This is a genomic window from Streptomyces lucensis JCM 4490 (genome assembly GCF_014650035.1).
GTDB classification, from domain to species: Bacteria; Actinomycetota; Actinomycetes; order Streptomycetales; family Streptomycetaceae; genus Streptomyces; species Streptomyces lucensis.
In genome coordinates, this window is sequence record NZ_BMUE01000013.1 from 168,451 (window position 1) to 186,373 (window position 17,923).

Consider the following 17,923-nt stretch of genomic DNA (forward strand, 5'->3'; position numbering starts at 1 on the left):
CGCGGAATGAGTACCCGGACCTTCCGTATCACCGTGCGCGGCGTCTTCGACGCCCTCACCGGCGCACAGCGGGCCGCGTTGCTGGCCGACGCCGCCGAACACGACGTGCTGCGCGCCGCGTTCACCCCCGAGGGGACCCTGACCTACGACATCGCCGCCCGGCCGGCGTTCGTCTTCCGCTTCTCCGACACCGGGGAGGAAGAGGAGGACGCTTTGGAGGCGGCCGAACGGGCCGAGGAGCGGGCGACGGCCTGGCTGACCGAGCGCGGCTACGGCTTCAAGAACCTCCGTTCCACCGCCGAGGACCTCTCCCAGGCACCCATGGGCAAGCGGCAGCGGCGCGCGGCGCGTTCACTCGGCTCATGAACTTGAGCAGTCAAGGAGATAGCAAGGGAATGGGGGGTGCTGGGGCTGTCATGAATGAGTCTCTGGACGTGGTGCTGCGGCTGGTGCGGGCGCAGGCGGCGCTCGTGCGACGGTTCGACGCCCGGCTGGGCGGGCTGCACGGCGTCAGCCTGTCCGACTTCACCCTGCTGCTGCGGCTCGGGCAGGCGCCCGGCGGCCGGATGCGGCGGGTCGACCTCGCCGAGGTCCTGGGGCTGACGGCCTCCGGGGTCACCCGCGGGCTGGCTCCGCTGGAGCGGATCGGCCTGGTGACACGCGAGCCGGACGCCCGGGACGCGCGCGTCGCCTACGCCTCGCTCACCGGGACGGGACGCCGGCGGCTGCGGGAGATGCTGGCCACGGCCGAGGAGACCGCCACCGACGTCCTCGCCGTTCCCGCGTGGGGCAAGGAGGACGTCGCAGTGTTCTCGGACCTGCTGTCCCGGCTCGGCGGCACCGGACCGTCCGGCCGCTGACGTCCCGAGCGGGGCGTGGGCCACCGGTTCCCCGTGACCGGCGGCCCACGCCTCGGCTCCCTCCCGCACCCGTCTCCGGCACCCCGGGCCTCCGCCGCCCTCGACGCCAACTCGCGGTGTCACACGTCACGTTGGAGTGTGGCCGATTGTGGGGGGCCGCCACTCGCGGGCGTGGCATGCTCAGGCCCGTCACCGAGTTACCGGCCGGTACTACCCGTTTGCAGCCCACTCGCCGGCACCTCTCTGCCACCCCCCACTTCACTCAGGACCCACCTTGCGCACACGCATGAGGCACAGACGTGCCCTGCTGCCCACTTTCGCCGTCGCCACGGTCTTCCTCGCCGCGGCCTGCTCCTCCTCGGCGCCGCATGCCGAGCAGTCCGCGGCCGGCGGACACTCCCGTCAGGCCGCGGCCGACGACCGACCCGCCGACGGTACGGACCACGCGCTCACCGTCGCCGCCGCACCCACCGCCACCGCGACCGCCACGGCGAGCCCGGGCGGCACGGGCGGCCCCGGCCACCGGGCGCACAAGACCACGCTCACCGTCAGCTCGTACGACAGCCGTACCCGGCGGGCCGTCATCTCCGACAAGCCGGTCAAGCGCGGGAGTTCGCCGACCGCGCCCGCTCCTTCCGGCACCCCTTCCGCGGCACCGCACCAGGCCGCCGTGGGCGACGTGATCGCCAGCGCGCCCGCACCGGGCGCGCCGCACGGACTGCTCGCCAAGGTCACCAAGGTGATGGGCGAGACGGACGGCGGCACCCGGGTGCAGACAGAACCGGCCACCCTCAACGCGCTGCTGGGCGACGACACCGCGAAGGGCGACGTGCCGGTCGACCCGTCGTCGTTCACCGTCGACAAGCTGCTGCCCGACGTGAAGGTGTCCTGGTCCAAGACCGGTGACGTGCACGCCGGCCCCAGGGGCGCGGCCGTGCCCCTGGGCAGCCTCCGGCTCGACGTGAGCGCCGAGGTGCCCACGGCCAAGGACGCTCCGGTCTCCGCCTCCGCCTCGGTGAAGGGCTTCGTGCAGGTCGCGCCGCAGGTCGACTTCGCCTACGGCGGCACCGGGACCGACGCCGCGCCCGGTTCGGCGTACCTCGGTGTCTCCGGTGACTGGGCCTCCGGATGGGCGGTCAAGGGCCGCGCGGCCGCCACCACCTCGACGCCGCTGCGCATCCCGTTCGCCAAGCTGCACGCCGACCCCGTCCTGCAGGTCGGCCCCGTCCCCGTGGTCGTCAACCTGGACCTGACCTGCTACCTGCAGATCAGCGCCGACGGGAAGGTCACCGTCGACGTCCGGCAGAACCTCAAGGGCGACTTCAAGGCGGGCGGCACCTTCGGCATCGGCAGGGGCTGGACCCCGGTCAGCTCCTCGGACATGACGAGCACGCCCGTACGCGCCTCGGTCACCGCCGACGGCAGCGTGAAGACGGCGCTCGGCGCCGAGGCGTCCGTGGGCCTGTACGGCACCGTCGGCGTCACCGCCGACCTGGCCCCCTACCTGCGCGGCGAGGCCTCCGGATCGGTGACCACCGGCGATGGCGGGCCGAAGGCCGAGGGCTCCTGGGCCGTGTACGGCGGGGTCGACCTGTCCGGGACCCTCCGGCTCCAGCTGTCCGTCTTCGGTACGCCGGTCATCCAGCGGAGCATCCCGCTGGGCGCCCTGCACCGCGAGTGGAAGCTGGCGGGCGGCTCCTCGTCGGTGTAGGCCGCGCCGGACGCCGTACGGGCCGTCAGGCCGCGCCGCCCGGTATCCAGCCCTGGCGGCGCAGCACGGCCGACACGTCCGGCGCCCGGTAGTGCTCTCCCTTGAGGACCTTGCCGTCGGCCCGGCGGGCGACCTGCCCGTCCGGGCCGAGCTTGCTCATGTTCGCGCGGTGGATCTCGGCGATCACCTCGTCGAGGTCGACGCCGTGGACCAGCGCCGTGCCGTACGCCACGTAGACCACGTCGGCCAGTTCGTGCGCCAGCCGGTCCAGCGGGCCCTCGACCGCCACCTCGGCGGCCTCCGCGGCCTCCTCGGCGAGCAGCTCCCCGCGGTGGGCGGCCAGTTCGGGCGGGACCTCCGCCGGCGTGCTGCGGGCGTGGAGGCCGAAGGCGAGGTGGAACTCGCGGACGAGGTCGGCGGGGGAAGCGGTCATACGGGGACTCTAACGGCCGTCACCGGCAAAGCTCCCCGCGCCCGCCGCGGACCGGAAGCGGCGCTCGTCCGCGCGAAGTGACCTCCGCCCTGTTCAGCCGCGCGCGTCGCCTGGCAGGATCGCCGCATGTCCAAGCTCTTCCCCCGTATCAGCAGGCGCCGGGCGCTGCGCAGCGCGGCCGTCGGCGTCGTGGCCCTCGGGCTGCTGCTGTGGTGGCTGCTGCCCCTGGGCGAGGACCCGCCGAGCGGGACGATCGTCTTCAGCACCGGCACGGCCCGGGGGGTCTACCAGGAGTACGGCGAGCGGCTGCGCACGGAGCTGGCCGAGGACATGCCCGGCCTGAAGGTCAAGCTGCTCTCCAGCGCCGGCTCGCAGGAGAACGTCCAGCGGGTCGCGACCGGGAAGGCCGACTTCACGTTCGCGGCGGCCGACGCGGTGGCCGCGTACCAGCTGCGGCACGGCAGCGGAGCGGGGCGGCTGCGCGGCGTGGCCCGGCTCTACGACGACTACGTCCATCTCATCGTGCGGCGCGGCTCGGACGTCAAGAGCGTCGCCGATCTACGGCACAAGCGGGTGGCGATCGGGCCGCCCGACTCCGGTGTGCGGCTGATAGCCGACCGTGTGCTCAAGGCCGCGGGAATCGACCCGCGCAAGGACATCACACCCGTCGCGGACGGCATCGACATCGGCCCGGACCGGCTGCGTCGGGGGAAGATCGACGCCTTCTTCTGGTCGGGAGGTCTGCCCACGAAGGGGCTGCTGACGCTGGCGAGGAAGTCCGCCTTCACGTTCGTGCCGATCGACGCCGGCCTGGTGGCGAAGCTGCACGCCGACGGGGAGGAGGCCCGCTACTACCGGGCGACGAACATCCCCGAGTCCGCCTACCCGAAGGTGCAGCACGGCGCGCAGGTGCCGACGATCGCCGTGTCCAACGTGCTGATGACGCGCACGGACATGGATCCCCGGCTGACCGAGTGGGTGACCCGCACGGTGATCAAGAGCCGCGACGGCATCGGCGCCCATGTCCATTCCGCGCAGCTGGTGGACCTGCGCACCGCCATCTACACCGATCCGCTGCCGCTGCAGGAGGGCGCCCGGCGCTACTACCGCTCGATGAAGCCGTAGGCGACCGGAGCGGGCCGGCCGGCGGGGTCCGCCCACCGGCGTCCCCTCTGCCGGCGTGCCCGTCCACCCGCGGGTCCGCCTACCGGTGCGCGTCCGCGTGCCGCGGCACCGAGACGGTCACCCGCAGTCCCTGCGGCTCGTGGTGGGCGTAGTCGATCGAGCCGCCGCCCGCGGCCAGCAGGACACGGGTGATGGACAGGCCCAGGCCCGATCCCTTGACGTTCTGGTGGCGTCCGCTGCGCCAGAAGCGGTCGCCCACGCGCGCGAGTTCCTCGTCGGTGAGGCCGGGGCCGGTGTCGGTGACGACGACCGTGGAGTTGTCGCCGTCGGCGGCGACGGTGACCTCGACGGTGCCGGCCTCGGGGGTGAACTTGACGGCGTTGTCGATCACCGCGTCCAGCGCGCTGGACAGCGTGATCGGGTCGGCCCACGCGGTCGTGGGCGGGCAGTCGCCGGTCAGCCGGACGCCCTTGGCGTCGGCCGCCGCCGACCAGGCGGCCAGCCTCTCCTCGGCCAGGGCACCGACGTCGGTGAGCTGCAGGTCGGCCTCGGCGTGCTCGGCCAGCGCCAGGTCGAGCAGGTCGTCCAGGACCTGCGCGAGACGCTTGCCCTCGGTGCGGACCGAGGCGATCTCCTCGTTGCCCTCGGGGAGTTCGAGGGCGAGCAGTTCGATGCGCAGCAGCAGGGCCGAGAGCGGGTTGCGCAGCTGGTGCGAGGCGTCGGCGACGAAGGCGCGCTGCTGCTCCAGCACGTCCTCGACGTTGTCGGCCATCTCGTTGAACGAGCGGGCCAGCCGTCTGAGTTCCGGCGGTCCGCCGGCGGCCGCCACACGGGACTTCAGGCGTCCGGTGGCGATGTCGTGCGTGGTGGCGTCCAGCACGCGTACCGGCCTGAGCACCCAGCCGGTCAGCCGCAGCGCGGCGCTGACGGCGAGCAGCATCGCCGCGATCTCGCCGGCCCCGATGAGCAGCCAGCCCCGCAGGATCCGCGAGCGCATCTGCCCGGTGGGCGAGTCGGTGACGACGACCGCGACGACGTCTCCGTCCCGGATGACGGGTGAGGCGACGACGAGCCGGCTGCGCTGCCACGGCCACACCTGCCGCGGGTCGTGGCTGCGCCGGCTGAGCTTGGCCTCGTCGAAGGCCGTCCGGACCTCCCCCAGGCGCGGTACGAACCAGTCGTCGGGGGCGTTGGCCATCGCCGATCCGTTGCGGTAGAAGACGCCCGCGCGGATGCCGTAGACGCCGTAGTAGCTGTCCAGTTCGCGGCGGAGCGTCTCCTGGCGCTCGTCCGGGGCGGTGCGCCGGGAGCCGCCGGGCGCCGTGGTGACGTACTGGGCGAGCGCGGCGAAGCGGGCCGTGTCGTCGATCCGGTCCACGACGACCCGCTGCTGCTGGGCGGCGGCCACACTGACGGCGAGCGGGAGGCCGAGGGCGAGCAGGACGGCCGCCATCAGGACGATGAGCAGCGGTAGGAGCCGTGTGCGCACCCGTCCCCGCTAGGCGGCCGGGGCGACGAGCCGGTAGCCGACGCCGCGTACGGTCTCGATCAGCGCGGGCATGCGCAGTTTGGCGCGCAGGGAGGCGACGTGCACCTCCAGGGTGCGTCCGGTGCCCTCCCAGCTGGTGCGCCAGACCTCGCTGATGATCTGCTCGCGCCGGAAGACCACGCCTGGCCGCTGGGCGAGCAGGGCGAGCAGGTCGAACTCCTTGCGGGTCAGCTGGATCGTCGCACCGTCCACGCTGACCTGGCGGGTGGGCAGTTCGATGCGCACGGAACCGAGGTGCAGCGCGTCCTCCCCGCCCGCGGAGGGCTCCTCGTGGACGGTTCGCCTGCTCACGGCGTGGATACGGGCCAGCAGCTCGCCGGTGTCGTACGGCTTCACCACGTAGTCGTCGGCGCCCAGATTGAGTCCGTGGATGCGGGAGCGGACGTCGGCACGCGCGGTGACCATGATCACCGGGGTGCTGGTGCGCTTGCGGATCTTGCCGCAGACCTCGTAGCCGTCCTGGTCGGGCAGACCGAGGTCGAGCAGGACCACACCGAACCCCGCGCTCTCGGGGACGAGCGCCTGCAGGGCCTCCTCGCCACTGCGCGCGTGGGTGACGTCGAAGCCGTGCCGTGCGAGGACGGCGGACAGGGCCGCGGCGACGTGGTTGTCGTCCTCGACGAGCAGCAGTCTCATCCCGGCCCCCTCCGGTTCAGCGGTCGTACGGTCTCGGTTCTCGTGCGTGTGGTCCGCGTGCACGCGCGTGTGCACCATGGCAGTGACGCCGATGGACAAGGACGGCGTCAAGGGTGTTCCGGTTGCCCGGCGCTTCCGTTATCCGCCCGATACGCGCGCGGACGGCAAGTGCTACGACACGTGTCCGATTGCTATCGGATCGTGATGCTCAAGTCTCCCTCAGATGTGATGACGCAGGTCACAGGCGCTCACTACTGTCCTCCGAAACCGAGGAGGACGGAGCCCGAGAGCGATGACCAATGTATCGGTGGCCAAGGAAGACGTGGCCACGTCCGACGAACTGGTCGTCCTGAAGAGCGTCAACAAGCACTTCGGCGCGTTGCACGTGCTCCAGGACATCGACCTGACGATCGACCGCGGCGAGGTCGTCGTGGTCATCGGGCCCTCCGGGTCCGGGAAGTCGACGCTGTGCCGCACCATCAACCGCCTGGAGACGATCGATTCGGGCGCCATCACCATCGACGGGAAGGCGCTGCCCCACGAGGGCAAGGAACTGGCCAGGCTGCGTGCCGACGTCGGGATGGTCTTCCAGTCCTTCAACCTCTTCGCGCACAAGACCGTGCTCGAGAACGTGATGCTGGGTCAGCTCAAGGTCCGCAAGGCGGACAAGAAGCAGGCCGAGCAGAAGGCGCGGGCGCTGCTCGACCGGGTCGGCGTGGGCACCCAGGCCGACAAGTACCCGGCCCAGCTGTCCGGCGGCCAGCAGCAGCGCGTCGCGATCGCACGGGCACTGGCGATGGACCCGAAGGTCATGCTCTTCGACGAGCCGACCTCCGCCCTGGACCCCGAGATGATCAACGAGGTCCTGGAGGTCATGCAGCAGCTCGCCCGTGAGGGCATGACGATGATCGTCGTCACCCACGAGATGGGCTTCGCGCGATCGGCCGCGAACCGGGTGGTCTTCATGGCGGACGGCCGGATCGTCGAACAGGCCGCGCCCGATCAGTTCTTCAGCAACCCGCGCAGCGACCGGGCCAAGGACTTCCTGTCCAAGATCCTGCACCACTGACCGTGCGGGAAGGGCATCCGCACACCCCGGGTCGCCCTTTCACGGACTCGTTCGTCACCACTTCAGAAGGAAATTCACCATGAAGCTCCGCAAGGTCACCGCCGCCTCGGCCGTCCTGCTCTCCCTGTCCGTGGCCGCCACCGCGTGCGGCGGCGACAAGAAGGACGACAAGGGCTCCTCCGGTGGCGGCAACACGATCACCATCGGCATCAAGTTCGACCAGCCGGGCATCGGCCAGAAGACCCCGCAGGGCTACTCGGGCTTCGACGTCGACGTGGCCACCTATGTCGCCAAGAAGCTCGGCTACAGCTCGGACCAGATCGAGTGGAAGGAGTCGAAGAGCGCCGACCGCGAGACCATGCTCAAGCGCGGCGACGTCGACTTCATCGCCGCCTCCTACTCGATCACGCCGGAGCGCCAGAAGCTGGTCGACTTCGCCGGCCCGTACCTGCTCGCCCACCAGGACGTGCTGGTCCGCGCGGACGACAAGAGCATCAAGTCGGCGGCCGACCTCAACAAGGCGAGGCTCTGCTCCGTCACCGGCTCGACCTCGGCGCAGAACATCAAGGACACGCTGGCGCCCAAGGCGCAGCTGCAGAAGTACCCGACGTACTCCGCGTGTCTGACCGGCCTGCAGAACAAGGCCATCGACGCCCTCACCACGGACGACTCGATCCTCGCCGGTTACGCCTCCCAGGCCCAGTTCAAGGGCAAGTTCAAGCTCGGCGGTCTGAAGATGACCAACGAGAACTACGGCATCGGTGTCAAGAAGGGCAGCGACCTCAAGGCCAAGATCAACAAGGCCCTGGAGTCGATGGTCTCCGACGGCTCCTGGGATGCGGCCGTGAAGAAGAACTTCGGCCCGGCCAACTACAAGAACGAGCCGGCGCCGAAGATCGGCGACATCAAGAGCTGAGGCAACGCCCGGTGGATGCGCCGTCCGTGAGGGCGGCGCATCCGGGCATCCCTACACGCGAAAGCGCGGGAGATCGTGTTCGACTTTCTTGACGACTACGACGTACTGGGCGCCTTCTGGACGACGGTGCAGCTGACGCTGCTGTCCGCCGTGGGCTCCCTGGTCTGGGGCACCCTGCTGGCCGCCATGCGGGTGGGCCCGGTGCCGTTGATGCGCGGTTTCGGCACCGCCTACGTGAACATCGTGCGGAACATTCCGCTCACGGTGATCATCCTGTTCGCCTCGCTCGGCCTGAAGGACACGCTGAGCATCAGCCTGGGTGCCAGTGATGTGGACACGGCCACCTTCCGCCTGGCGGTGCTCGGGCTGGTCGTCTACACGGCGGCCTTCGTGTGCGAGGCGATCCGGGCCGGCATCAACACCGTGCCCGTCGGCCAGGCGGAGGCCGCGCGCGCCATCGGCCTGAGCTTCACCCAGGTCCTGTTGCTGGTCGTACTGCCGCAGGCCTTCCGGGCCGCCGTTCTCCCGCTGACCAACGTCCTGATCGCACTGACGAAGAACACGACGGTGGCAGCCGCGATCGGCGTCGCCGAGGCGGCGCTGCTGATGAAGAACATGGTCGAGAAGGAGGCGCAGCTGCTGCTGATCTCCGCGATCATCGCGTTCGGCTTCTGTCTCCTGACCCTGCCGACCGGCCTGATCCTCGGCTGGGTGGGCAAGAAGGTGGCGGTGAAGCGATGAGCTCGGTCCTGTACGACGCCCAGGGGCCCCGCGCCAAGCGGCGCAACATCCTCTACACGGCGCTCTTCCTCGTCGCCATCGCGGCCGCCGGCTGGTGGCTGTACGCGACTCTCGACGACAAGAACCAGCTCGACTGGGTGTTGTGGAAGCCGTACCTCGGCGGCAGCACAGAGGCGTACTCGACGTACATATGGCCTGGCCTGCAGAACACCCTGAAGGCGGCGGCCCTGGCGATGGTCATCGCGCTGCCGCTGGGTGCCGTCCTGGGTATCGCCCGGCTCTCGGACCACGTTTGGGTCCGCGTCCCGGCCTCGGTCGTGGTCGAGTTCTTCCGCGCGATCCCGGTGCTGGTCCTGATGATCTTCGGCAACGAGCTGTACAGCTCCTACACCGACGTGAGTTCCGACGACCGTCCGCTGTACGCGGTCGTCACCGGCCTGGTGCTCTACAACGCGTCGGTGCTCGCGGAGATCGTCCGCGCGGGCATCCTCGCCCTGCCGAAGGGCCAGTCCGAGGCGGCCATGGCGATCGGCCTGCGCAAGAACCAGGTGATGCGGCTCGTCCTGCTGCCGCAGGCGGTCACCACCATGCTCCCGGCGATCGTGAGCCAGCTGGTGGTCATCGTGAAGGACACCGCGCTCGGCGGCGCCGTCCTCACCTTCCCCGAACTGCTCTCCTCGGTGAACACCATGAGCAGCTACTACGGCGCCAACACCATCGCCTCCTTCACGGTGGTGGCCGTGATCTTCCTGGTCATCAACTTCTCGCTCACCTCGTTCGCCGGCTGGCTCGAGGGCCGGCTGCGGCGGCGGAAGAAGTCGACCGGGGCGGTGCTCGGCGCCCAGGACGTGGCGCACATCGGGGGCACGGCGGCGACCGGGGCCGGAGGCGCCCCCGGGGGCCTGGACCTCAGCGGTCCCTTCGTCGGCGGCGCCGGCAAGGACGACTGACGGTCATTCAGGTGGCCTGAGGAGGTTGGAGGCAGTGGCGTGATCGCCACTGCCTCCATTCGCTTGACGCAAACTCTGCCAATGGGTTGCATACGTCGTGTGATCGTGCACCCCGCCCCACCTTCCTGTTCACTTGTCCTCGTCGAGGCATCGTCACGGGCAGGGGGCGCCGCGTCATGGACCCGGTGATCATCGTCGGAGCGGGGCCCGTCGGGCTCACGCTCGCCCTGGCGCTGGCCCGTCAGGAGGTGCCGGTCGTCGTCCTGGACGAGGGGCCCGGCAAGGACGAGCCCCGCCCGGCGCGCACGGTGGTGCTGAGCGAGGACACGCTCGCCCTGCTGGATCGGCTGACCGGCGTGACGCTCGATCAGCACGGGCTGCGCTGGACCGGATGGCGGTCCATGCGGCGCAAGCAGGTGACCAGCGAGGTCGCTTTCACGGAGGCCGGGCCCGACGCCCCGCTGCACATCGCCCAGCACGTCCTCACGCACGCCCTGCGCGCCGCCGTCGCCGCCCGGCCGCTGGTGCGGGTGGCCGTGGACAGCCGCCTGGACGCGATCGAGCAGGAGCGTTCCGGCGTCAGCGCGCGCACACGCGGGCCGCACGGCACCTGGTGGCGCGGCAGCCATCTGGTCGGCTGCGACGGAACCCGTTCCACGGTTCGCAAGCTCCAGGACATCCGCTTCCCGGGCCGTACGGCGGTGGAGCGGCACGCGGTCGCCACGCTGCGCACGGAACTTCCCTGGGAAGGTCAGGCGCTGCTCCACCGGACGCCGCCGTGGCGGCAGTCCGGGCCCTCGGCCGCGGAGGTGACCGCCCGCCCCCTCCCGGACGGCGTGTGGCGTCTGGACTGGCTGCTGCCGCCGGGCAGGGACCTGGTCACGCCCGAGGACCTGGTGGCCCGGGTCCGCGAGACCCTCGCGGGCTGGACCGACGGCACCACACCGGCGTACGACCTGCTCGACACCGGTGTCCACACCGTGCACCACCGGCTGGCCCGCCGGTGGCGCGCCGGTCGCGTCTTCCTCGCCGGGGACGCGGCCCATCTGCTCGGCGCCTTCGGCACCCAGGGGCTCGACGAGGGCCTGCGGGACGCCGACAACCTCGCCTGGAAGCTGGCCGCCGCCTGGCACCACGGCCCGCGCGAGGCCCTGCTCGACAGCTACCAGGCCGAGCGGCGCGCGGTGGTCGCCGCCCGGCTGCGCGCCGCCGACCAGGTGCTGCCGGTGCTGCGCGGCGGAGGCGGACTGCGTCAGATCATGCCGGGCACGGCCCGGGGCCACGACGCGCTGCTCGCGGACGGTCACCTGGGGCGCGGGGCGCTCGGCGCTCCGGGGTCGTACGCCGGATCCCCGCTCGCGCCGCGGCACCTGGAGGCGGAGATCCCGGTCGGCACCCCGCCCGGGGCGGCCGTCACGGACGTCCGGGTCACGGCGGAGGACGGTTCCTTCGTGCGGTTGCGCGACCGGCTCGGCCGGGGCGCACTGCTCGTCGTCCTGATCGCGCCGGGCACGGGCGTGTGGGACCGCAAGCACTGGATGTCCGCCGGGGTGATGCCCCGGCTCGCGGCCGCCGTGACGGCGCTGCCGTACGCCGCCGAGCTGCTGGTCGCCGAGAGTTACCCCGGTGCGCCGGCGCACAGCGTGCTGCTGGTGCGCCCCGACGGCCATCTGGTCACGGCGCTGAGCGGCGTCCGCCCGGCCGACCTGTACGCGGCGGCCGAGGCCGCGGTGGGCGGCGCGGTGCGGGAGGGGCGGGAGGAGCGGGAAGAGGCGGAGGCCGGTTCCTGGGCGCGCTGACCGCGCCCCTCAACGCCTCCGTCCACATGGTGACGGTGAGTTGACCCGGGTACGGTCGCGTGCTGTACTCCGGACCGTGACCGACACCTTTGTGCGCCTGTGGCGGAGGGTCCACATGGACCTCGTCCGCTACGCGGGCTGCGTGTGTCGCCCGTCCTGCTGATTCGCATCCTCTTCCTTCCCTTTCCGGGCGCCGTCGTGCGCCCGTTCCGCGAACCTTCCTCAGGACGGTGTACGTGTCTGTCTCCCCTGCCCCCGTGTCCCCTGCCGTCGGATCGGCGCCCACCCAGGCGGACCTCCTCGACTTCGTACGGCGCACCGCGGCCGACGCCGGGCTGATCGCCTCCCTCCCGCTCGACCCGGAGGGCCGTACCTGGGTGCGGCTGGAGGGACCGGGCGGCAGCGAGGCCTGGCTGATCGGCTGGCCGCCCGGCTCCGGCACGGGCTGGCACGACCACGCCGATTCGGTCGGCGCCTTCGTCACCGCCTCGGGCGAGCTGACGGAGTACTCCCTCGCCGTCCGTCTCCCGGCCGACGGCTGGAAGACCCTGGAGCTCACCGAGGACGTCGACCGCGAACGCCGGCTGCCCGCGGGGAAGGGCCGCTCCTTCGGCCGCCACCATGTGCACGAGGTGCTCAACGGCTCCGCCGACCGGCACGCGGTCTCCGTCCACGCCTACTACCCGCCGCTGCCCCGGATCCGCCGCTTCAGCCGGACGGGTCCGGTCCTGCGCCTGGAGCAGGTCGAACGCCCGGAGGACTGGCAGTGAGCGGCAGCATGGGCAGCCCACGGGCGGACAGCGAGGAGACGACGGTGAGCGTGACACACGAGGGGCCCTTCGGCGGCGAGCAGCCGACGGGGGACGCGGCGGGAGGACTGCCCGTCGGCATCGACGAGTTGCTGGAGCGGGTGCGTGCGGGCTACCGGCGCATCGAGGCACGTGAGGCGCACGAGGCGGCGCGGACCGGTGAGGCACTGCTCGTCGACATCCGGTACGAAGCCCTGCGCAACCGGGACGGGCTGGTCCCGGGAGCCCTCGTCGTCGAACGCAACGAACTGGAGTGGCGCCTCGACCCGCAGGGCAGCCACCGGGTCCCCCAGGCCACCGGGCACGACCTTCGTGTCGTGGTCGTCTGCAACGAGGGCTACGCCTCCAGCCTCGCCGCCGCCTCCCTGCACCAGCTGGGCCTGCGCCGGGCGACGGATCTGGTGGGCGGCTTCCAGGCCTGGCGGGCGGCGGGGCTGCCGGTGGAACCGGTGGCGTCCTGAGCGCGGGACCGGGCTGAGCGCGGGACCGGGCTGACGTCCTGGGCGCGGGGCGAGGCGGACGTCCTGGGTGCGGTTCCGGGCTGAGGTCCTGGGCGCGGTTCCGGGTGGCTATTCCTTCGCCGTGGCCACCGTCACCGCCCGCACCCGCAGGGCCGCTCGGCCGGGCACGGCGGCGGCGACGAGGGCGAGGAGGCCGGCGACCCCGACGAGGGCGGCGTAGAGCAGGGGCGTGACCGTGGGGGCGGCGTGGCCCGTCATGCCGAGGCTGAAGGCGCTGAGGACGGCGAGGGCGATACCGCTGCCGAGGGAGGTGGCGAGGAGCAGAACGGACAGCACCTCGGTGCGCAGCAGGCGCAGCACCTGGCGGCGGGTCGCTCCGGCGAGGCGGAGCAGGGCGAACTCCCGGACACGTTCCGCGACCGACATGGCGAGCGTGTTGACGACGGCGATGGCGGTGAAGGCCAGGACGAGTCCCATGGCCAGGTAGTTGACCTCGGCGTTCGTCTGCTGACGTGCGGCCTGGAGGTGGTCGGCGTCGTTCGGCGAAAGGACTTTCAGTCCCGGGAACTCACGCAGTGTGGTCGCGAGTTGTGTCTGTGTACGAGTCGTGCTCACGAGGACGGAGGAGGCGAGCGGGTTGTCGACGTGGCCGGCCACGAGGTCGTGGGCGAAGGTGAGATCGCCGAAGCCGAGACCCCGGGCGTAGACGGCGGCGACGGTGAACGTGGCGGGTGTGCCGTCGCCGAGTGTGAGTTTCAGGGTGCTTCCGGGCTTCAGGTGGTGCTGGTCGGCGGCGAGCGCGCTGACGGCGACGGTGCCGGGGGCCAGCCGGGCGAGGGAGCCGGCCGTGACGTCGGGGTTCCAGTTGCGGGTCAGGCCGGCCGGGGTGACGCCCTGCGCGGGGTACTTGTCGAGGCCGACGCGGATCGTGGTGCGGACCACTTCGGTGACGGTGTCGTGCTGGGCGCGCAGCCGCTGTGCGGCCTCGCCGGGGACGCCCGGTCCCTGGGCGGCGACGACCCAGTCGGCCGTGACCCCCTCGCGGGCCTGGGTGCGGGCGGCCGCGCCGAGCGTGGTCTGGACGAACAGGACGGTGCAGGTCATGCCGATGAGCAGGGTGAGGGGGGTGACTACGGAGGCCATGCGGGCGGCGTTGCCACGCAGGTTGGCGGTGGCGAGGCGGCCACCGTGACCGGTGAGCCGGAGCGGGCCGGCGAGCAGCAGCGCGGCCGCCCTGACCAGGAGCGGACCGAGCAGGGCGACGGAGGTGGACAGGACCACGACGGCGAGGAAGGTCACCGGTGTCGACGCGGGCTCGGTGCGCAGGGAGGTGAGGACGACGACGAGGACGGTTCCGCCGGCGAGGAGCAGCAGCCCGGCGGCGATACGGCCCCAGGCGGGGCGCCGGCCCTCGGCCGCGGTCTCGGCGAGGGCCTCGGCCGGGCGGATCATCGCGACCCTGCGGGAGGCGATGCGGGCCGCGGCCCAGGCGCCGAGCAGGGTGGCGGCGAGCGCGGCGAACGGCGGGAAGACGCCGACGGTGTGCTGGAGCGTGTCGGGTACGGCGCCCAGAGCGACGAACCGGGAGTACAGCCAGCCGCCGAGCGGGAGCCCGAGGAGCGCGCCGGTGGTGCCCGCTGCCGCGCCGACGATCAGAGCCTCACGGCCGAGGAGCCTGCGGATCTGTCCGGACGTGGCGGCGATGGCGCGGAGCACGGCGAGTTCACGCCGGCGCTGCTGGACGGTGAGCGCGAAGGTGCCGACGACCACGAGCACGGCCACCAGCAGCGAGGTGCCGCCCATCGCGCCGCCCATGCTGACCAGCCGGGTGCGGGCGACGGCCGCGTCCAGGAACTCGACGGGTCCGCGGGCGTCGCCGGTGCTGACCTGGGCGGTGGTGCCGTGCAGCGCCCGCACCGCGGCCTGCCGGACGCGCTCCGGGTCGGCGCCCTTGGCCGGCAGCACGCCGAACGCGCTGACCTGTCCGGGGTGCGCGGCCAGCCGGCGGGCCTCGGCGGCGGTGAAGAAGAGGGACGTCTGGTGGCGCACGGTGGTGGCGGGGGTGGCGACACCGGTGATCCGGTAGTCGCGCGGGGCCTGGGTGGACTGGACGGTGAGGCGGTCGCCGGGCCGCAGACGGGCCCGTGCGGCGAGGTCGCTGTCGACGACCACGTCGCCGGCGGCCTTGGGCGCGGTGCCGCCGGTGAGCCGGTAGGGCGTCAGCGCGGCCGAGTCCCAGGCGTGCCCGTAGGCCGTACGGCCGCCGGTGCCGGCCGGGGTCAGGGGCTGGGCGATGAAGGTGAGTTCGGGGACGACGCGGGCCACGCCGGGGAGGCGGGCGAGTCTGCCGCGCAGTTCTCCGGGGATCCAGGCACGCTCGGCGATGGGCTTCGCCTTGTGTTTGACCTTGGTCTTGCCCTTCTTGTGCTTGACCGTGGTCCGGTGGACGTACTGGTCGCCGGAGACGACGACGGGAGCGGCGGCGTAGCGCTCGGTGGAGATGGTGCCCCGCAGGCCGGTGTCGAGGAGGGTGCCGCAGGCGGTGATCAGTGCCGCCGCGCACATCAGCGCGACGAAGGCGCCGAGAAAACCGGCTTTGCGGGCGCGGACGGTGCGGAGGGCGTAGCGCAGCATCATCGGGGCGGGCTCTCTTCTGTTCTGTTGTACGCGTCGGTCGCGTCGTACGGGGCCGACCTCGGCGTGCGTGCCGTGGTCCGTGGCGTACGTACAGACTCACCCGTGCGGGGGTGCGGGAGCACTGCGGTGGCCCGGCGTCTCAGGCGGGGGGTAACCCCACCCTCCGCCGTCAGGGTCGACGTCCGGCGCCACCGGACGTGCCCGCCCCTGTTCCGCGGATGTGCGTGTCAGAAGTCCGCTTCCCCGAGGAACTCCGTGTCCTCGCCCTCTTGCTCCAGGGCCTGGCGGACGACGTGGAGGGCCATGCCCTCGGGGTAGCCCTTGCGGGCGAGCATGCCGGCGAGGCGGCGCAGCCGCTTGTCGCGGTCGAGACCGCGGGTGGCACGCAGCTTGCGGGCGACCAGTTCGCGGGCGGTCGCCTCCTCCTGCTCGGAGTCGAGCCGGCCGACGGCCTCGTCGATCAACGCCGAGTCGACGCCCTTGGTGCGCAGTTCCCGGGCCAGTGCGCGCCGGGCGAGTCCCCGGCCATGGTGCCGGGACTCCACCCAGGCGTCCGCGAACGCGCCGTCGTCGATCAGCCCGACCTCCTCGAACCGCGACAGCACCTCCTCGGCCGCCTCCTCGGGGATCTCCCTCTTGCGCAGGGCGTCCGCGAGCTGCTTGCGGGTGCGCGGGGTCCCGGTGAGCAGGCGCAGGCAGATCGCCCGTGCCCGCTCGACCGGGTCCCCTGAAGACTCCCCCCGCTCGGCCCTCGACGAGGAAGGGGCGTCTTCGTCCTCACCGGGCGCGTCCCCGAAGCCGCGCCGCCGCCGGGCGCGCCCCCGGCCGTCCCGCGCTCCAGCGGCGCCCCCGGAGCCACGGCGGGGCGAGCCGTCCCCGTACGGTTCGTCGCCCGCGTCGCCCGGGTACCCGCCGCTGTCCTCGGCCCCCTGGCCGCCGTGTTCGCGGTGGCCGTCGTCCCGGTGGCCGTCGTATCCGTCCGGGGCGGAGCCGCGACGTCCCCCGGTGCCCCTCCCCCGTGGGGCACCGGGGGTGGCGTACTCGTATTCGGCCCAGTCGGTTCGTCGTGTCACGGGTCAGCTCTTGGCAGCGGCGGCCTTGGGCTTGGTGGCCTTGCCGGCAGCCGGGGCGGACGCCGTCTTGGCGGTGTCCTCGGCCGACGGGGCGGTGACCGCAGCGTCCGCGCCGGGCTCGGCGGCGGGCTCCTCCGGGCGGACGCCCACGCCCAGCTTCTCCTTGATCTTCTTCTCGATCTCGTTGGCGAGGTCGGGGTTGTCCTTGAGGAAGTTGCGCGCGTTCTCCTTGCCCTGACCGAGCTGGTCGCCCTCGTACGTGTACCAGGCGCCGGCCTTGCGGACGAAGCCGTGCTCCACGCCCATGTCGATCAGGCCGCCCTCGCGGCTGATGCCCTGGCCGTAGAGGATGTCGAACTCGGCCTGCTTGAAGGGCGGGGCGACCTTGTTCTTGACGACCTTGCAGCGGGTGCGGTTGCCGACCGCCTCGGTGCCGTCCTTCAGGGTCTCGATGCGGCGGATGTCGATGCGCACCGAGGCGTAGAACTTCAGGGCCCGGCCACCGGTCGTGGTCTCCGGGGAGCCGAACATCACGCCGATCTTCTCGCGGAGCTGGTTGATGAAGATCGCGGTGGTCTTGGACTGGTTGAGCGCGCTGGTGATCTTGCGCAGCGCCTGGCTCATCAGACGCGCCTGCAGACCGACGTGGCTGTCACCCATCTCGCCCTCGATCTCCGCGCGCGGGACGAGCGCGGCGACGGAGTCGATGACGATGAGGTCGAGGGCACCGGAGCGGACCAGCATGTCCACGATCTCCAGGGCCTGCTCGCCGTTGTCCGGCTGGGAGAGGATCAGGTTGTCGATGTCGACGCCGAGCTTGCGCGCGTACTCGGGGTCGAGGGCGTGCTCGGCGTCCACGAAGGCGACCTGGCCGCCGGCCTTCTGGGCGTTCGCCACGGCGTGCAGGGTCAGGGTCGTCTTGCCGGAGGACTCCGGTCCGTAGATCTCCACGACACGGCCACGCGGCAGGCCACCGACGCCGAGGGCGACGTCGAGCGCGGTCGACCCGGTCGGGATGACCTCGATGGGCTCCTTCGACCGCTCGCCCATGCGCATGACCGCGCCCTTGCCGAATTGCCGTTCAATCTGTGCGAGCGCGGCGTCGAGCGCCTTCTCGCGGTCGGTTCCTGCCATGGGTTCCACCCGGTTTGCTT

The 17,923-nt window shown here is 72.1% G+C and carries 18 protein-coding genes; 12 read left to right on the plus strand and 6 right to left on the minus strand.

Annotated features, from left to right (window positions below):
• The first annotated feature begins 6 nt into the window (after positions 1-6).
• The 3 genes from IE177_RS26545 (at position 7) to IE177_RS26555 (ending at position 2,571) form a co-directional block, all read left to right on the plus strand.
• Positions 7-366 (plus strand): DUF6204 family protein, encoded by a 360-nt coding sequence (locus IE177_RS26545; RefSeq protein ID WP_190017954.1) that lies wholly within the window; start codon positions 7-9, stop codon positions 364-366.
• Between the two features lie 50 nt (positions 367-416).
• A complete protein-coding gene (locus IE177_RS26550) occupies positions 417-860 on the plus strand; it encodes a MarR family winged helix-turn-helix transcriptional regulator (RefSeq protein WP_190017955.1) in 444 nt (147 codons plus the stop codon).
• A gap of 286 nt (positions 861-1,146) precedes the next feature.
• Positions 1,147-2,571, plus strand: coding sequence for a hypothetical protein (locus IE177_RS26555; RefSeq protein WP_229816274.1), 1,425 nt, complete (start codon positions 1,147-1,149; stop codon positions 2,569-2,571).
• Between the two features lie 25 nt (positions 2,572-2,596).
• On the opposite strand, the gene IE177_RS26560 is transcribed toward IE177_RS26555, so the two are convergent.
• Positions 2,597-3,004 (minus strand): pyrophosphohydrolase domain-containing protein, encoded by a 408-nt coding sequence (locus IE177_RS26560; RefSeq protein ID WP_190017956.1) that lies wholly within the window; start codon positions 3,002-3,004, stop codon positions 2,597-2,599.
• 126 nt (positions 3,005-3,130) lie between these two features.
• On the opposite strand from IE177_RS26560, the gene IE177_RS26565 reads away from it, so the two are divergent.
• A complete protein-coding gene (locus IE177_RS26565; RefSeq protein WP_190017957.1) occupies positions 3,131-4,129 on the plus strand; it encodes a TAXI family TRAP transporter solute-binding subunit in 999 nt (332 codons plus the stop codon).
• A gap of 79 nt (positions 4,130-4,208) precedes the next feature.
• Here the strand turns inward: IE177_RS26565 and IE177_RS26570 are convergent, their stop codons facing one another.
• Both IE177_RS26570 and IE177_RS26575 read right to left on the minus strand, forming a co-directional pair.
• Complete coding sequence (locus IE177_RS26570; protein WP_190017958.1) at positions 4,209-5,618, minus strand: sensor histidine kinase; 1,410 nt, start codon at positions 5,616-5,618, stop codon at positions 4,209-4,211.
• Positions 5,619-5,627: 9 nt separating this feature from the next.
• Positions 5,628-6,314 carry a response regulator transcription factor gene (locus IE177_RS26575; RefSeq protein ID WP_190017959.1) on the minus strand — a complete coding sequence of 229 codons (687 nt, stop codon included), beginning with the start codon at positions 6,312-6,314 and terminating at the stop codon, positions 5,628-5,630.
• A 292-nt stretch (positions 6,315-6,606) separates the two neighbouring features.
• Here IE177_RS26575 and IE177_RS26580 point away from each other — a divergent pair, with 292 nt between their 5' ends.
• The 8 genes from IE177_RS26580 (at position 6,607) to IE177_RS26610 (ending at position 13,059) form a co-directional block, all read left to right on the plus strand.
• Entirely contained in the window at positions 6,607-7,383 is a 777-nt protein-coding gene (locus IE177_RS26580) for an amino acid ABC transporter ATP-binding protein (RefSeq protein ID WP_190017960.1), read from the plus strand.
• A 79-nt stretch (positions 7,384-7,462) separates the two neighbouring features.
• Positions 7,463-8,299, plus strand: coding sequence for a glutamate ABC transporter substrate-binding protein (locus tag IE177_RS26585; RefSeq protein ID WP_190017961.1), 837 nt, complete (start codon positions 7,463-7,465; stop codon positions 8,297-8,299).
• A 75-nt stretch (positions 8,300-8,374) separates the two neighbouring features.
• Positions 8,375-9,040 carry an amino acid ABC transporter permease gene (locus IE177_RS26590; RefSeq protein WP_190017962.1) on the plus strand — a complete coding sequence of 222 codons (666 nt, stop codon included), beginning with the start codon at positions 8,375-8,377 and terminating at the stop codon, positions 9,038-9,040.
• The gene (locus IE177_RS26595; RefSeq protein ID WP_190017963.1) at positions 9,037-9,990 is read left to right on the plus strand and encodes an amino acid ABC transporter permease; all 954 of its coding nucleotides are present in this window, start codon (positions 9,037-9,039) and stop codon (positions 9,988-9,990) included. The genes IE177_RS26590 and IE177_RS26595 overlap by 4 nt, the downstream gene beginning before the upstream one ends.
• A 176-nt stretch (positions 9,991-10,166) precedes the next feature.
• Positions 10,167-11,789 (plus strand): FAD-dependent monooxygenase, encoded by a 1,623-nt coding sequence (locus tag IE177_RS26600; protein ID WP_190017964.1) that lies wholly within the window; start codon positions 10,167-10,169, stop codon positions 11,787-11,789.
• A 91-nt stretch (positions 11,790-11,880) separates the two neighbouring features.
• Positions 11,881-11,952 carry a putative leader peptide gene (locus IE177_RS35855; protein ID WP_309544753.1) on the plus strand — a complete coding sequence of 24 codons (72 nt, stop codon included), beginning with the start codon at positions 11,881-11,883 and terminating at the stop codon, positions 11,950-11,952.
• Between the two features lie 73 nt (positions 11,953-12,025).
• Positions 12,026-12,559, plus strand: a complete 534-nt coding sequence (locus tag IE177_RS26605; RefSeq protein ID WP_190017965.1) for a cupin domain-containing protein — start codon at positions 12,026-12,028, stop codon at positions 12,557-12,559.
• Between the two features lie 44 nt (positions 12,560-12,603).
• Positions 12,604-13,059 (plus strand): rhodanese-like domain-containing protein, encoded by a 456-nt coding sequence (locus IE177_RS26610; protein WP_373305184.1) that lies wholly within the window; start codon positions 12,604-12,606, stop codon positions 13,057-13,059.
• A 108-nt stretch (positions 13,060-13,167) separates the two neighbouring features.
• Here the strand turns inward: IE177_RS26610 and IE177_RS26615 are convergent, their stop codons facing one another.
• The 3 genes from IE177_RS26615 to recA all read right to left on the minus strand — a co-directional run bounded on the left by IE177_RS26615 (position 13,168) and on the right by recA (position 17,903).
• Positions 13,168-15,696, minus strand: a complete 2,529-nt coding sequence (locus tag IE177_RS26615) for an ABC transporter permease (RefSeq protein WP_190017966.1) — start codon at positions 15,694-15,696, stop codon at positions 13,168-13,170.
• A 227-nt stretch (positions 15,697-15,923) separates the two neighbouring features.
• Complete coding sequence (gene recX, locus IE177_RS26620) at positions 15,924-16,769, minus strand: recombination regulator RecX (RefSeq protein ID WP_190017967.1); 846 nt, start codon at positions 16,767-16,769, stop codon at positions 15,924-15,926.
• A gap of 3 nt (positions 16,770-16,772) precedes the next feature.
• A complete protein-coding gene (gene recA / locus IE177_RS26625) occupies positions 16,773-17,903 on the minus strand; it encodes a recombinase RecA (RefSeq protein ID WP_190017968.1) in 1,131 nt (376 codons plus the stop codon).
• Positions 17,904-17,923: the final 20 nt, after the last annotated feature.